The 14,565-nt window shown below is 62.6% G+C and carries 12 protein-coding genes; 3 read left to right on the forward strand and 9 right to left on the reverse strand.

Features of this window, described 5'->3' with window-relative positions; all coding sequences use genetic code 11:
* The 7 genes from NKH97_RS32605 to NKH97_RS32635 form a co-directional block, all read right to left on the reverse strand.
* Window positions 1–481, reverse strand: a 481-nt coding sequence (locus NKH97_RS32605; RefSeq protein ID WP_352799858.1) for an ABC transporter ATP-binding protein, incomplete at its 3' end; no start/stop codon positions are given.
* Window positions 481–1,197 carry an ABC transporter ATP-binding protein gene (locus NKH97_RS32610; protein WP_032908626.1) on the reverse strand — a complete coding sequence of 239 codons (717 nt, stop codon included), beginning with the start codon at window positions 1,195–1,197 and terminating at the stop codon, window positions 481–483. The genes NKH97_RS32610 and NKH97_RS32605, both read right to left, overlap by 1 nt.
* Window positions 1,198–1,256: 59 nt before the next feature.
* On the reverse strand, window positions 1,257–2,531 hold the full coding sequence (locus NKH97_RS32615) for an ABC transporter substrate-binding protein (RefSeq protein WP_023808932.1): 1,275 nt from the start codon (window positions 2,529–2,531) through the stop codon (window positions 1,257–1,259).
* 27 nt (window positions 2,532–2,558) lie between these two features.
* Window positions 2,559–3,623 (reverse strand): maleylacetate reductase, encoded by a 1,065-nt coding sequence (locus NKH97_RS32620; RefSeq protein WP_023808933.1) that lies wholly within the window; start codon window positions 3,621–3,623, stop codon window positions 2,559–2,561.
* A complete protein-coding gene (locus tag NKH97_RS32625; RefSeq protein WP_023808934.1) occupies window positions 3,620–4,279 on the reverse strand; it encodes an alpha/beta hydrolase in 660 nt (219 codons plus the stop codon). Before NKH97_RS32625 ends, NKH97_RS32620 begins: the two co-directional genes overlap by 4 nt.
* Window positions 4,276–5,235, reverse strand: coding sequence for a VOC family protein (locus tag NKH97_RS32630; RefSeq protein ID WP_023808935.1), 960 nt, complete (start codon window positions 5,233–5,235; stop codon window positions 4,276–4,278). Before NKH97_RS32630 ends, NKH97_RS32625 begins: the two co-directional genes overlap by 4 nt.
* Window positions 5,236–5,238: 3 nt before the next feature.
* Window positions 5,239–6,144 (reverse strand): dioxygenase family protein, encoded by a 906-nt coding sequence (locus NKH97_RS32635; RefSeq protein ID WP_352799861.1) that lies wholly within the window; start codon window positions 6,142–6,144, stop codon window positions 5,239–5,241.
* Between the two features lie 93 nt (window positions 6,145–6,237).
* On the opposite strand from NKH97_RS32635, the gene NKH97_RS32640 reads away from it, so the two are divergent.
* Both NKH97_RS32640 and NKH97_RS32645 read left to right on the forward strand, forming a co-directional pair.
* Window positions 6,238–7,188 (forward strand): LysR family transcriptional regulator, encoded by a 951-nt coding sequence (locus tag NKH97_RS32640; RefSeq protein WP_023808937.1) that lies wholly within the window; start codon window positions 6,238–6,240, stop codon window positions 7,186–7,188.
* Window positions 7,189–7,692: 504 nt separating this feature from the next.
* Window positions 7,693–8,718, forward strand: a complete 1,026-nt coding sequence (locus tag NKH97_RS32645; RefSeq protein WP_352799863.1) for an NAD-dependent epimerase — start codon at window positions 7,693–7,695, stop codon at window positions 8,716–8,718.
* A gap of 399 nt (window positions 8,719–9,117) precedes the next feature.
* Here the strand turns inward: NKH97_RS32645 and NKH97_RS32650 are convergent, their stop codons facing one another.
* Both NKH97_RS32650 and NKH97_RS32655 read right to left on the reverse strand, forming a co-directional pair.
* A complete protein-coding gene (locus tag NKH97_RS32650) occupies window positions 9,118–10,494 on the reverse strand; it encodes an HlyD family type I secretion periplasmic adaptor subunit (RefSeq protein ID WP_023808938.1) in 1,377 nt (458 codons plus the stop codon).
* The gene (locus NKH97_RS32655) at window positions 10,487–12,238 is read right to left on the reverse strand and encodes a type I secretion system permease/ATPase (protein ID WP_031212338.1); all 1,752 of its coding nucleotides are present in this window, start codon (window positions 12,236–12,238) and stop codon (window positions 10,487–10,489) included. The genes NKH97_RS32650 and NKH97_RS32655 overlap by 8 nt, the downstream gene beginning before the upstream one ends.
* Window positions 12,239–12,692: 454 nt before the next feature.
* Here NKH97_RS32655 and NKH97_RS32660 point away from each other — a divergent pair, with 454 nt between their 5' ends.
* A complete protein-coding gene (locus tag NKH97_RS32660; RefSeq protein WP_023808940.1) occupies window positions 12,693–14,420 on the forward strand; it encodes a calcium-binding protein in 1,728 nt (575 codons plus the stop codon).
* The last annotated feature ends 145 nt before the right edge of the window (window positions 14,421–14,565 follow it).

Below are 14,565 nucleotides of genomic sequence, written 5' to 3' on the forward strand. Positions count from 1 at the left end.
GGCTGATCTCGTCGCAGAGCAGCAATTGGGGGTTCGACATCAGCGCCCGGCCGATCGCCACCATCTGCTGCTGGCCGCCCGAGAGCGCGGTGCTGGGGCTCTTGCGCCGCTCGCGCAGGATCGGGAAAAGGTCATAGACGGCGTCGAGGTTCCACGGCCCCGGCACCTTGCGCGCTTGCCCGCCGACCAGCAGGTTTTCCTCGACGGTCAGCGAAGGGAACAGTCGGCGCCCCTCCGGCACCATGGCAATGCCGCGCTTCATGATCTCGGCCGAAGACAGCGCGCCAATCGGCTCGCCCCTGTGCAGCACCATGCCGGGCTCGTTGCCGATCACGCCCGTGATCGAGCGCATCAGCGTGGATTTTCCGGCGCCATTGGCGCCGATGATCGCCACGCATTCGCCCGCGGCCACGCTGATATCCACACCGAACAGCGCCCGGAACTGGCCGTAATTCGCGGTGAGGCCGCGCGTTTCCAGCATCAGACCTCGAGCCCCAGATAGATTTCGCGAACCGCCTTCGAGGCCATGATCTCATCAGGCGCACCGATCCCGATCACACGCCCAAAATCCAGCACGAGAAGCCGCTCGACCACCGAATTCAGGGCGTGCAGCACATGCTCGATCCAGATGATTGTCGTGCCCCTGGCGTGGATCGCCTTGATCGTCGCGACCAGGGCCTTGCATTCGCCCTCCGTCAGACCGCCGGCGATCTCGTCCAGGAGCAGAAGCTCAGGGCCTGTCGCCAGGGCGCGGGCGAGTTCGAGGCGCTTGCGGTCGAGAAGGCTCAGCGAGCCGGCCACGAAATTGGCCTTCCTGAGAAGCTCCGTCTCCTCGAGGATACCAGCGCAATCGTCGACCATCTCGGCCTCGCGTGCGCCGCGGCCGAAGGCGGCAGCGGTCAAGAGATTTTCGAACACGGTCAGCCCCTCGAAAGGCTGCGGAATCTGGAAGCTGCGGCCAACGCCCATGCGCACCCGCTCCATCGCCGGAGCACGGGTCACGTCGCGGCCGAGCAATTCGATGCGACCCTCATTTGCAAACAAGTTGCCGGTGATCAGGTTGAAGAGCGTCGATTTTCCGGCGCCGTTCGGGCCGATAATGCCCAGCGCTTCGCCGCGCGGCACGCTGACGGTCACGGAATCCGCAACCTTCAAGGCGCCGAAGGACTTCGAAACGTTTTCCAGCCTGAGTATCATCACTGTCATCCTTGGGTCGCGCCGAACGAGGGCGGCGGTATCAGCCGCCCTCGGCAGCGTCAGGCCAGGGCTTCCATCTTGCCGGCGGTGGGTATCTGGGAGGCGCCGGCGTTTTCGACGATCACCAGATCGAAGCCGCCACCGGCCTTCTTGCGCCACTGCCCGCCAACGAGCGGCGTCTTGCAGACGTTCTTCGCGGCGAAAGGTGGCAATCCCGCACCGCTCCAGGCCACCTTGCCCACTACCGTCGTCATGTCGGTGGCCGCTATCGCCGCCGCGATCGCCTCGGCATTGGTTGGATCCGACACGCGGCCCATGACATTGGCCGCCACCTCGAACAGCGAATGGACAAAACCGATCGGCTGGGTCCAGGGACGGCCGGTCTTGGCGGTGAAATCCGCAGCGAGTTCGGCCGAACTCTCGCCCGTCAGCGACGATTTGAACGGATGCGAGGCCGACCACCAGACCTCGGACGAGAGGTTGTGGCCGGCGTCGCCGAGCGTCTCGACCGATTGCGGGAAAAGGATCGCCTTGGCCACCGTCACCGCCTTGGGCTTGAAGCCCTGCTGGCGGGCCTGGTTCCAGAAGGTGGTGAAGTCGGGCGGAATGACCACCCCGGTAACGATCTCGGCATTGGCGGCTTTGAAGGCGTTGACCTGCGCGGTGAAATCGTCCGAAAGGTTCTGATAGCGGCCAGGATCGGCAAGGCTGAAGCCGGCGGCGTCGAGGCCGGGCTTCAACCCATTCTTCGGGTCGCCCCAGGCATTGCCGTCGGCATCGTTGGGGAACAGCCCGCCCACCTTGCCGTTGGTGGAAAGCTGCTTCCACATGCCGGTGTAGACGGCGATGATGTCTTCGAGACCCCAGAAATAATGATAGCCGAAGTTGAAAGGCTTCCACGAGGCCGGATCGGCCGGACTGCCCTGCTGGCCGATGAACCAGGGCTGCCACGGCGCCATCGTCGAGATGACCGGCACGCCCTCCGCCTCGCAGGTGGTGGCCACTGGGTTGGTGTTCTCGGGCGTCGAGCCGACGAGCATCAGGTTGATCTCGTCATCGACGATCAGGCTCTTCGCCACCTCGGCCGCGCGATTGGGGTTCGACTGGCTGTCCTTGACGATGACCTCGAAGTTCTTGCCTGCCTCGGAAGCGAGGAAGGCCTTGATGTTGTAGGCATCGCTCTCCGCGAAGCCGGCAAGCGGCCCGGTCTGCGGCGAAACATAGCCCAGGCGGATCTTGGCGCCTTGCGCGATGGCCGGCGTCGCCAGGCGCGAACCGGCCAGCGCCAGGCCTGTCGCCGCCGAGGCTTTCAGTAGGCTACGTCTTGTGATCATGTGTAGTTCCTCCCTCTTGTTTTATTCTCAAGCCCCCGGACGGCGTCCCTCCCACGCCGCCTGAAGGAGTTCCCTTATCGATCCTGGATCGATTGGCCTCGGATTCGCATAGGCATTCTTGACCGCGATCGCCGCCGCGCGGTCGAGATCGGCCTCCTCGATGCCGATCGCCTTCAGGCTCAGCGGGGAGCCGACCGACTGTGCGAAATCCCAGAGCCCGCCGCCCGCCGAGCCACCACCGAATGCCCTAGTGATCGGACGCAACAGATCAGGCACCGCCGTTTCGTTGAAGGCGGTCGTGTACGGCAGCAGGATGGCGTGGGTCTCGGCATGCGGCGTATCGAACGAGCCGCCGAAGACATGCGCCAGCTTGTGATGCAGCGCCATCGAGACATAGCCGAGCGCGGTCGAGCAGCACCAGGCCGCATAGAGCGCCTGCGTCCGCGCCGCGCGATCCTGCGGGTCGCGGATCAGCCTTGGAATGCCGTCCTTGAAGGCAATCATGGCATCCCTGCACATGAGCACGATCACCGGGTTGCGATCGGGGGCATACAAGGCCTCCATCGCATGAGCGATCGCGTTCATCGCCGAGGTGACGGTGAGACTTACCGGCAGGCTCAGTGTCAGATCGACGTCGTAGATCACCGTCTCGGGGCGAATGTCCGGCGAGCGGCGGGTAGTCTTCTCGCCGGCCGCCGTCTCGCCGAGGATGTCGGTCATTTCCGAGCCGGCATAGGTGGTGGGAATGACCACCTGGTCGGCGCCCGTGCGCACGGCAATGGCCTTGCCGAGCCCGGTGGTCGAGCCGCCGCCGAGGCTGACGACCGCCGAAGCGCCGCTGCCGCGGAAGGCACCGACGGCCTTTTCCGTGACCTCGACAGGGGTATGCATGACCGCGCCGGCAAAGATCCCGGCGGCGAGGCCACCAAGGCTTACGGCCAGTCTTTCCGCATCGCCCATCTGATGCGGTGTCGAAAGCACCATCACCTTGTCATGGCCGAGCCGCCGGACTTCCTCTTCGACGCGAGCTATGGTGCCGGCACCGAAGACCACCCGTGTCGTCAGGCCCGGAAAGGTGAAGCTGTCCATCATCGCGCCGCCTCCATGCGCGGGCCGCGCCCGGCCGCGAGGTCGTCGAGGATCGTGCCCAGCATGACGATCTCGGCGTCCGAGACCTCATGGCCCCGTCCCGGGAAGAGATCGGCCCGCAGGCTCGCGCCAATGCGGCCCAGCGACTGCGCGGCATCGGCAAACGCCGAGACTGGTATCCAGGGATCGGCATCGCCGCCGGAAAGATAGATCGGCATTCCGGCCGGCGCGGCCTCGGATCTTTCGTCCGCCGGAACGCCGACACGGCAGCCCGTGAAGGCCGCCAAAGCATCCGGCGGCGGCAGCCCCGCGCAGAGGTATTCGATCGACAGACACGCCCCTTGCGAGAAGCCCGCGAGAAGAAGCGGCAGTCCGGGCAGTTCGGCCCGCGCCGCGACCATTGCGGCCGCAAGGTGGTCGAGCGCGTCGGAAAGCTGCGCCCGGGCGACCGGCGTCAACGGGTCGACGGCACGCGCCTCCCACCACATGCCGTGTGGTGCACGCGGCAGGATAAAGGCCACGGCGGTTGCGGAAAGCCGCGACAGCACATGGGACTGCATCTCTTCGGGCGATTGGCCACGGCCGTGGACGAAGACGCAGATCGCCTTCGCCTCCGGGCCTCTTGGCCCAAGCCGGAGCGGACCGCTGCCTGAACTCACGTGAAGTCCGCCTCTTCCAGGCCGACCTGCAATTCGCTCTCACGATCTTTGAACCACGGCGGGAAGACCAGCGTCTTGCCGATCTGGCCCGGAGGCTCGTCCTTGGCCCAGCCTTCCGGCGTGGTCCAGGCAATTTCGAACAGCGCGCCGCCGGGCGAGCGGACATAGCAGGACTTGAAGTAGTTGCGGTCCTTCTGCTCCGATATATCCGTGAAGCCGAGACCCTCGATATGAGCGCGCAGTTTCAGCTGGTTCTCTTCGTCGCCGGTGTTGAGGGCGAGGTGGTGGATCGTACCGCCCGCCAGCGTCCAGGTGCCCTGCGGGCTGTCGCGGTCGACAATGACCTCCACGCGCTGAGCGACGCCGGTCGCGTCGGGCACGCGGAACACCAGTCCCTCATGGTCGTCAGCCTCTTTCTCCAGCGGCAACGCGATGGTCAGGAAGTCGTCCATCGCAGTGCGGTCCATCACCGCCACCACGGCGCCGTATATTCCCTTGATGCCGTGCGCCTTGCCGATGCCCTGCGCCTCGTTGGTGATCGGCGCGCGCGTATCCCTGTCGCTTTCCACCAGCTCGTGCGGAATGCCGCAGGGATGTGCGAAAGCCGCACGGTCGGCGCCAAAACGAGTGATCTTGATGGCCTCGATGCCGCGCGCGTTCAACCGGTCGACCCAGAAATCCGCGGCCCCCTTGGGAATCGACTGCATGATGGTGCGCGACTGGTTGGACCCGCGGCGGCCATAGACGCCTGGCTTGCGGAACGGGAAGGTGGTGATGATCGTCGAGGCATCGCCGTTGGGCGAGCCGTAATAGAGGTGATAGACAGGGATGACGCCGTCGAACAAGACGGTGCGCTTCACCGAATGCAGGCCCAGTGCCTTGGTATAGAAATCAAAATCTTCCTGAGCGCTGTCGGTCGAGAGCGTCAAATGGTGGTAGCCGCTGACACGTGCCATCGGTCATCTCCTCCCAGAGGTTTCGGTTTCGCCCCGCCGCTGTGGACAGAGCACGAGGTTGAGGTCGAGCGCGTGCTTCCGTTTTCCTCCGTTGGGCGGCAGCGCGCGGAACTCGGCCATGAGTTCGGGTTTGACCCCGAAGATGGCATCCCGGCCGATCGCAGGGTCCGACCGGTCGAAGATGTGGGTCGTCAGCGTCTCGAAGCCCTCCGCCGAGACGCGAAAATGGATATGGGCCGGCCGCTCGAGGCCAAGGCCAAGCGCTGACATCAATTGACCGACCGGTCCGTCCGATGGCAGCGTGTAGCCCTTCGGCTTCACCGTCACGAAGACGAAGCGTCCCTGCGGATCGGTGCGGAACCGTCCACGCAAATTGAATTCCGGCTGCCTGTCGGGTTCCTGGTTCTCGTAGAGACCCTCGGCATTGGCCTGCCAGATCTCGACCATCGCATCGCCGATCGCGTCGCCGTCGAGCGCGACGATCCGGCCCGCAACCTCCAGCGGCTCGCCCTTGTGATCGCGCGAGATGTTCGCGCCGAGCGGCATCTCCGGCACGTCGCCCCGGTAGAAGGGGCCGGCCAGGGTGTTTGGGGTCGCCCCAACAGGGCGCGGGCTGTTCTGATCCTCGATCAGCGAAGACACGCCCAGGACGTCGGCGAACAGCACCCATTCCTGGCGCCGCGCATCGGCGTAGTGGCCAACCTCGGTCAGAAAATCGATCGCCTGACGGAACTCCTCGCCCGAGGGTCGCAGCTCGACGATCAGCGCGTGCAAACCGTCGACGGCTGCCTGCGCCGCCGCCGCCAGGCGGGACTGGCCCATTGCCGTCAGGCGCCGTGAGAATTCCTCGGCCTGCGTCGAGATCGCCTTGGGGAATTCATCTCGCTTCGGGTCGTGCTGGCCGTGCATTCCGCCGGGGCCTCCCTTCCCCTTGCCAAGCGGGATAGCACGGCCCGACGCGATGCTTGATGAGATGTGGCGTCCCTTGTATAGCGTTTTGCTATGAAGCTGAACGAGCGCCACCTCATGCAGCTCGCCGCGGTGCTGGATGCCGGCGGCGTGTCGGAAGGAGCCGCTATGCTGGGCCTGACCCAGCCGGCGGTCAGTCGATCGCTGGCCATGCTGGAGGCGCGGGTGGGCGAGCCGCTTTTCCTCAAGGGTCGCCGGCCGCTGCAGGCGACACCGCTCGGCTTCCAGTTGGCGGCGCAGGGCCGCACGATCATCACCGCGTCGCGCAAGGCGTCGGATGCGGTCCAGGGCTTCATGAAAGGCACGAAGGGCGTCGTCCGTGTCGGCGGCGTGCCCTTCTTCATGGATGCGATGATCAGCCGGATGATCGGAGAATTCCAGAAGCTCGAACCCGAAGTCACCGTTCAGCAAAGCTATATGAACCTGCCCGAGATGGTCGCGGCGCTGGAGAGCAACCAGATCGATCTCGGGATCGTGCCGATCGGCGTGCTCGACCTGGGACCCGGCTTCGAATTCACCGAAATCCTGCCCGGACGCAACGTCGTGGCTTGCCGGCCCGACCATCCCCTGCTGCGAAATCGCCGCCTCAGGGCGCATGACCTGACCAGCTTTCCCTGGGTAGCCCCCCTACCCGGCTCTCCGCTGATGTCGGACCTGCAGATGATCCTGATGAGCATCGGCATGTCGGACCTCAACGTCCGCTATTCGGGAGGCTCGCTGATGAGCGTGATCAACTTCCTTGCCGAAACCGATGCGCTGGCGGTGCTGCCATTCTCCGTGGTCTTCGCGCAGCGCAAGGAAAACCGGGTGACGGTGCTGCCCTATGAAATTCCGCAGCCCAGCCGCTCGCTTGGTATCCTGCGCCGGGTCAGCGGACCGCGCTCGCCCGCGGCAGAGCGCTTCGCGGGCCACGTCACGACCGCCTTCGAGAATCTGAAGCACATCATCAAACGGCACGAGAATGCCGTCGTCTGGGGGCGGTAATCCAGCCGACATGGCGCCCCTTACAGCTCCAAGAGCCAGGAGCGGACGTTTGGAGCAGCGAGACGATCGGGCGTCCATTGGCCAGTCTCGTTTTTCCCGAACGGGATCCCGGTTTGAGGAGCTGAAGGGCACACCGGTGAGCGCCAGTATCAGCGAAGCTGGTTCATGGCGCCTATTCAGCATCGCCAGCAATGAAGTGCGGCTCTCCCACCCCATTCCGTGCAGGAATGGAACTCCCGTGCCTGTATTCGGTTGGGTACAAAGCCGGCGTCCCACACGCGCTGGCAAGGGTGCGCTGAGGTGACAGATGCTCGACGACGAAGAGGCCGAAGGTTTGTAAGTGCGAATATCGATCTTGGTTGAGCCTCCTATCACCGGTTTGCCTTCACCTCACGGCGAGGGCAACTCCGCGCGACCAGATCAGCTAATGTCCTCCAAGACCCCGGGCGTCATCTACGACATCAAGGGTCTGTTCCCCAGGCATGTTACGGATGGGCGCTTCTGATGAGGGTTCTGGTCACCGGCGCGGCCGGCTTCATAGGGTATCACGTAGCCAAGCGGCTGCTGGAGCGCGGTGACGAGGTCGTCGGCATCGACAACGTCAACGACTACTACGATCCGCAGATCAAGGAGGCGAGGCTGCGGCTCCTGGACGAGGCGAGCCGCAAGACCAATGCCGGCTATCATTTCATCCGCGGCAATCTCGCCGACAAGAGCGTGGTCGACGCCTGCTTTGCCGACCATGCATTCGACCGGGTGATCCATCTCGCCGCCCAGGCAGGGGTTCGCTACAGCCTGGAAAACCCGCATGCCTATGTCGAAAGCAACATCATCGCCTACACCAACATGCTGGAGGCCTGCCGCAACAGCGCCGTCGCGCACCTGACCTATGCCAGCACGTCGAGTGTCTACGGCGCCAACACCGACATGCCGTTTTCCGAACATCGTCCGGCCGACCATCCGCTGCAGTTCTACGCCGCGACCAAGCGCGCCAACGAACTGATGGCGCACAGCTACAGCCATCTGTTCCGATTGCCGACGACCGGGCTTCGCTTCTTCACCGTCTATGGTCCCTGGGGTCGCCCGGACATGGCGCTGTTCCTGTTCACCAGGAACATCCTGGCCGGCGAGCCGGTCAAGCTGTTCAACAACGGCAACCACACGCGCGACTTCACCTATGTCGATGACATCGCCGAAGGCGTGATCCGCGCCAGCGACAGCCCGCCCACGGGCAATGCCGCCTGGGACTCCAGCCGTCCCGATCCGGCCACGAGCAGCGCCCCCTGGCGCATCTTCAACATCGGCAACAACAACCCGGTGAAGCTGACCGCCTATGTCGAGGCGCTGGAAAACGCGCTGGGCCGCAAAGCCATCGTCGAACTCTTGCCGCTGCAGCCCGGCGACGTGCCCGATACCTTCGCCGACACCTCGGCGCTGGAGCAGGCGGTCGGCTACCGCCCGACGACGACGGTGACCGAAGGGGTGGGGCGGTTCGTCGAGTGGTACCAGGCATATTTTGGACGGGGATAGAAAAGTCTTTGCAAGATCACGGCTGGCAAACTCGCCTCAGGCCACCGTCCAGTGATGCTCGATGGCTGCGCAAGCTCCTGCCAGCACGACGCCCACGGGGATTGGCCGCCCCCGCAATTCGCACCACAGCAACATTGATCTTTGATGGGTAATGTTGCGGTTCCGCTCGCCCGCCATCCGCCATTCGCGTTCGTTTATTTCATTGGGCAAAAAACTACCGACAGCGGACAAACTGCCTCGCTATTCGAATGATGCGGTAGCGGCACATAACGCGCATGTTTCCTCCAGCCGGAGGCGCTTCATCCCCGCGCCGCCGGTTAGGCTCGACGGCCGCCCGCCCCCAAAAAGCCGTCGGGCCGCCAGAAATCCCGATATCCTACTCGCCTCGCCTCCTCGCCATCACTGCGTAAACGCCTTGGACATCTGATCCGCAAAGGGTTTCAACAGATAAGACCAGACATTGCGTTCATCGGTGCGGATATGAACCTCGGCGGGCATACCTGGCCTCAGCACCTTCGCTTCGGTCAGGCAATTCGATTTGCTTTCGACCTTGATCCGCGCCGAGAAATAGGAAAGCTGACGTTGCGGATCTTTAATCAGATCTGCCGAGATGTGTTTCACTGACCCTTGGCAGACCGGAGTGGTTCCCACGTCGAACGCCGGAAAACGGATCGATACCGGCTGCCCTGGCCGGACGTCGTCGACCCGCGACGGAGGGATCAGCGCGTCCACCACAAGATCGTCGGCATCAGGCACGATGGTCATGAGCATCTCGCCAGGCGCGATAACGCCGCCGACGGTATGGACAGCCGATTCCTGTATTGTTCCGGACTGCGGCGCGCGGATCGTTGTCTTGGTCAATTCATCCTGGGCCACAATCCTCCGTTCGTTGAGTTCGGTCTGCTTGGCTTCCGTCTCGCGGAGTTCGGTCGTCACGTCAGTGCGCCTTTGGTCATCCAGCTGCAGCATCTGCAACCCCGTTTCGCTAATGCGCGCCTGCGCTTCAGCTACTGCGGCAGCGAGGCGCCCCGATTCTCCCCTGGCCCGGGTGGCATCCAGCCTGATGTTGCTCACCCTCTCCTTGGAGACGAGTTTTTTGGCGTAGAGGGAATCAACGTCGGCGAAATCCTTATTCAGCAGAGCAACCGATTCATCCACCGCGCTCTGTTGCGCTTTGAGGCCGTCGATCTGACGTTCAAGTTGCTGGGATTGGCTTCTCAACTGTGCCTTCTGTCCAGCCAAAGCCGAAGCGCGCGTTTCAAAGAGCGCGCGCTCGCCATTGACGAGCGCAGCCAGCTCCGGCTGGTTCATTCGCGCCTTCAGGCCGACCGGCAGTTGCATTTCCGCCAGGCCCGTTCGCTCAGCCTCCAGCCGAGCGAGCCGGACGGTCGCGCGATCGAGATCCTCACTGATGATTTGCAGGTTCGCGCGAGTCAGCGTGTCATCCAGTCTGACCAGCACGTCGCCGGCTCGTACATGATCTCCGTCCTGCGCGAAGATCCCGCCCACTGTGCCTCCGGTTTGATGCTGGACCTTCTTGACGTTGGTTTCCACCACCACGGTGGCCGGTGCAACCACAGCGCCGGCGATGTTGGTCAACCCCAGCCACAGGCCGCCGCCAAGGACCAGCAGACCTGTAATCACCAAACCGAATATCAGGTTGGCCCGTATACCGTCCGACAGATCTGGCGCGCTCACGGCAGCCCGTTTGCTGCCACGAAGGGTCCGAGCATACGATGAGAAAGCGACGAATGTTTCGAGCAGAGCTTCATGCATGTCCGGCAACACCCGGTATCGGCGCCAAAGAAGATGGCCGAGGTGAAACAGGCGGTGAAGGTCGGAGCACGTTCGCCAAGACCTGCTCGCGCGAGCCAAAGGCATGAACCGTCCCATTCGACATAACCAGCACCTGATCGATATTCGCGAGTGCCGAAGGACGATGCGCAACGACAATGACGATGCCCCCGCGCTGACGCACTGTCCGTATGGCGCCGGCCAGGGCAGCGTCTCCGTCCACGTCGAGGTTCGAGTTCGGTTCGTCGAGCACGACAAGAAACGGCTCGCCATAAAGTGCTCGGGCGAGACCCACGAGTTGCCTCTGCCCTGCCGACAGGGCCGCTCCGCCCTCGCCTATGCGGGTCTGAAATCCCTGAGGGAATTGCATTATCATTTTCTCGACGCCGGCTGCTCTTGCCGCCGCAAGGACGCCTTTTGGATCCGTCTTGCCTCGGAACCTCGAAATGTTGTCTGCTACCGTGCCGTCAAACAACTCCACATCCTGCGGCATGTAGCCGATATGGGCGCCGAGCTGTTCCGAGTTCCATTGATCGAGAGAGGCGCCGTCCAATCTCACCGAGCCATGGAGCGGCTTCCACACTCCGACCAACGAACGCACCAAAGTTGTCTTGCCGGAACCGCTTGGGCCGATTACGGCCATCCCAGCGCCTCTCGACAGATGGAAGCTCACATTCACCACGGTTGGCTTTGGCAAGCCGGGCGGCGCAATGGTCAATTGCTCGACCGCAAACCGCGCCTGCGGCCGAGGCAACTCCATTGGCTCGTCCTGGCGGCCGAATGCCGCCATGACCGCTGCCAGCTCGGAATAGCTGCGCCGGGCCGACAGAAAGCCTCTCCAGTTTGCGATCGCAGCATCCACCGGGGCCAAGGCGCGGCCAAGCAAAATGGAAGATGCGATGATCACCCCAGGTGAAGCCTCGCCGCCGATCACCAGGTAAGCGCCGAGACCGAGAACACAGGACTGCAACGCCATCCGCAGGGCCTTCGACAGCGAACTGGCGCCACCAACGACGTCAGAGAGACGTTCCTGCTGGGCGAGATAGGCTCGGCTGACGTCGCTCCAGCGTCGAGCCAGTCGACCAGACAGCCCCATTGCGTGAACGACTTCGGCGTTGCGCCGGCCGGAATCGGCAAGCGCCCGCTGCGACAGCAGCTCCTCCGAGGCACGCGCGGCGGGGCCTCGGCTAAACACTTCCGCGATCGCTGTTAAGAGGACCACAGCGATCGCGCCGACCGTCGCCAGCAGGCCGAGCGAAGGATGGAGCAAATAAATGATCAGCAGATAAAAGGGGATCCACGGGGCGTCGAAGATGACCGTCGGTCCCGTTCCGGAGAGAAAGCCGCGCAGTCGGTCAAGATCGTGCAAAGGCTGCAGACGGTCCGCATCACGCCCTGCCTTGAGCGGCAGGGACAGGGAGATGGAGAACACCTTTTGCTGCAAATTCCTATAGAGACGGCTGCCGATGCGGACCAACACGCGAAGCCGCACGAAATCCAGAAGCCCATGGACCGCATACAGACCCAGCATGCCGATCGTGAACCCCACCAGGGTGGGAACGCTCTGCGACGGCAGAACGCGATCGTAAATCTGCAACATATAGACCGAACCGGTCAGAGCGAGAATGTTTATCACTGCCGAGAACAGCGCCACGCCAAGCAGCCCAGGCATGCAGGCGAGAATGGCGGAACGTAGCTCGGGAGAACCAGCCCCCGATGTTTTCATGACCAGCGGTCGTTCGCGCGACACTGCCGCGCCGTTACTTCCGTAAGTTGTGATGGCTCAAACCTTTCTTGATGCGCATAGCAGCCGCTATCCGTCGCCCCCCTTATTACGCTCTGCTTACATACGTCGACTTTGAGGAAAATGCAGCGGATTCGTGGCATGAACCGGCGAAACGCGGCCGCCGACGTCTCCCTGTCTGGGGATAACTTCACGAAAAATGACGATTTTCGCTAAAGGAACTGGTCAGAACGGAGCCGGCAAAAGAGGCGTATGTCCTTGCTCCCAAACACTTTCAAAGGTGCCACAGTCGGCTGAGCAAAATACCTGCTACTGAGCAACAACTTAGATCAATCAAACATTCTATCTCGCTGTGTTTCGTATTTGATTTCATCCTAATGTAGCAATCACCTAAGCAGACGCGGGGCATAAATCGAATCAACCAAAGGATCATTGGATGACACTCCATTATGCGTCCGGTGGATCAGCCACCGAAGTCGCAACCGCCGGGTTCAACCTGGTCGATGTTCAATATCTCTCGCAGGTCAATGCTTTGCCGGACGGCATGAAAGGCCTCGTCTATCTCGGCGCGCACGACGGCGTCACCTCCTCCTTCATTGAAAAAGTTACACCATTTCTGAACAACCCGAAGGTGTTCGGATTTTTCCTGATGGACGAGCCAGATCCCACCGGCAGGTGGGGCACATATGCAACTGCCGAAAACCTGAAAGCGGAATCGGATTGGATCCATTCCCATTTTCCGGGCGCCAAGACCTTCGTCACCATGATGAATATGGGGTCTCCTACAAATCCGGATTTTTCCAACACCTATAATCCGGCCAATACAGGCATCGACTATTACGGGTTGGACCCGTACCCGGTGCGCGATGACGTGAGCACGGTCGACTACAACATGATCGACAGGGCCGTGGGCGCGGCAGTGAAGTCCGGCATCCCGATCGACAAGATCATTCCGGTCTACCAGACTTTTGGCGGTGGCAACTGGACGACCGACACGGGCGGGAAGCATCAGATGCCAACGACGGAACAGATGCAAACGATGATAGATCATTGGGCAGCACTGGTTCCGTCGCCTGCCTTCGATTATGCCTATGCCTGGGGCTCGCAGAACGGAGACACAGCTCTGGAGAATTCGCCGGCACTGCAGGCCTTCTTCCAGCAGCACAACCTCCAAAGCACCGGTGGCTCTGCCGCCCCTCCAGCAAGCGATCCGATCGATACCCCGACCACGCCGCCAAGCGACGCCGGCGCCCCTGCTCCCGCCGCGCCGGCCCCGTCGGACAGCGATCATATATTCCATGGCACGCGCGGCGCAGACGTTTTTCACGCGACCACGGGCAATGACAAATATCTCGTCAACAATGCCCATGACAAGGTGATGGAAGCGCCAAGCGGCGGGGTCGACAAGGTCGTGGCCTCGGTGAGTTACGCTCTTACGGCGGGCTCACATATCGAGCAGCTCTCCACCGCCAGTTCGGGTGGCAGGGCGTCCATCAACCTGACCGGCAACGAATTCGGTCAAGCCATCTATGGGAATGGCGGCGCCAACAAGATCAATGGTGGCGGTGGCGCCGACAAGATGACCGGCTATGGCGGCAATGACACCTATTACGTCGACAATGCCCACGACAAGGTGGTGGAGCAGAGAGGAAGCGGCGCCGATAAGGTTCTTGCCTCGGTGAGCTTCGCTCTTTCGGCTGGCTCGCATATCGAGCAACTCGCAACCACCAAGGCATCCAGCAAGGCCGCCATCAATCTGACCGGCAACGAATTCGGACAGACCATTCAAGGCAATGCCGGTAGCAACAAGATCGACGGCGGCGGCGGAGCCGATACGTTGAGCGGGCGTGGGGGCAGAGATGCCTTCGTGTTCAGTACCGCCCTTGGTGCTGGAAACGTCGACAAGATCACTGATTTCAACAAAGCCCAGGACAAAATCCACCTCGATCATTCCATCTTTGCCGGTCTCGATCAGGGGGGCCTCTCGTCGGACGCTTTCTTTGCCGGCAAAGCCGCGCATGACAGTTCCGATCACATTATCTACAACAGTTCGACGGGAGCTCTTTCTTTCGACAGCGACGGCGTCGGAGGCGCAAACCAGATCCATTTCGCGAGCCTCTCTCCGCATCTGTCGATTACCGCATCGTCTTTTCTGGTCACCTGAACCAGCCCAGCGAAGAAACGCTTTAAGAAGTCGGCGAGCGGCCGGGGCCGAGCGCGCCCCCGGGAGGGGGCGGGGGGGCCCCACCCCACCCGGCCGGGTCGGGCAGGAACGCTCCAGGTTAATAAAACAACCCGCCACACCCACA

The organism is Mesorhizobium sp. M0870, from assembly GCF_040319775.1.
Classification (GTDB): Bacteria; Pseudomonadota; Alphaproteobacteria; order Rhizobiales; family Rhizobiaceae; genus Mesorhizobium.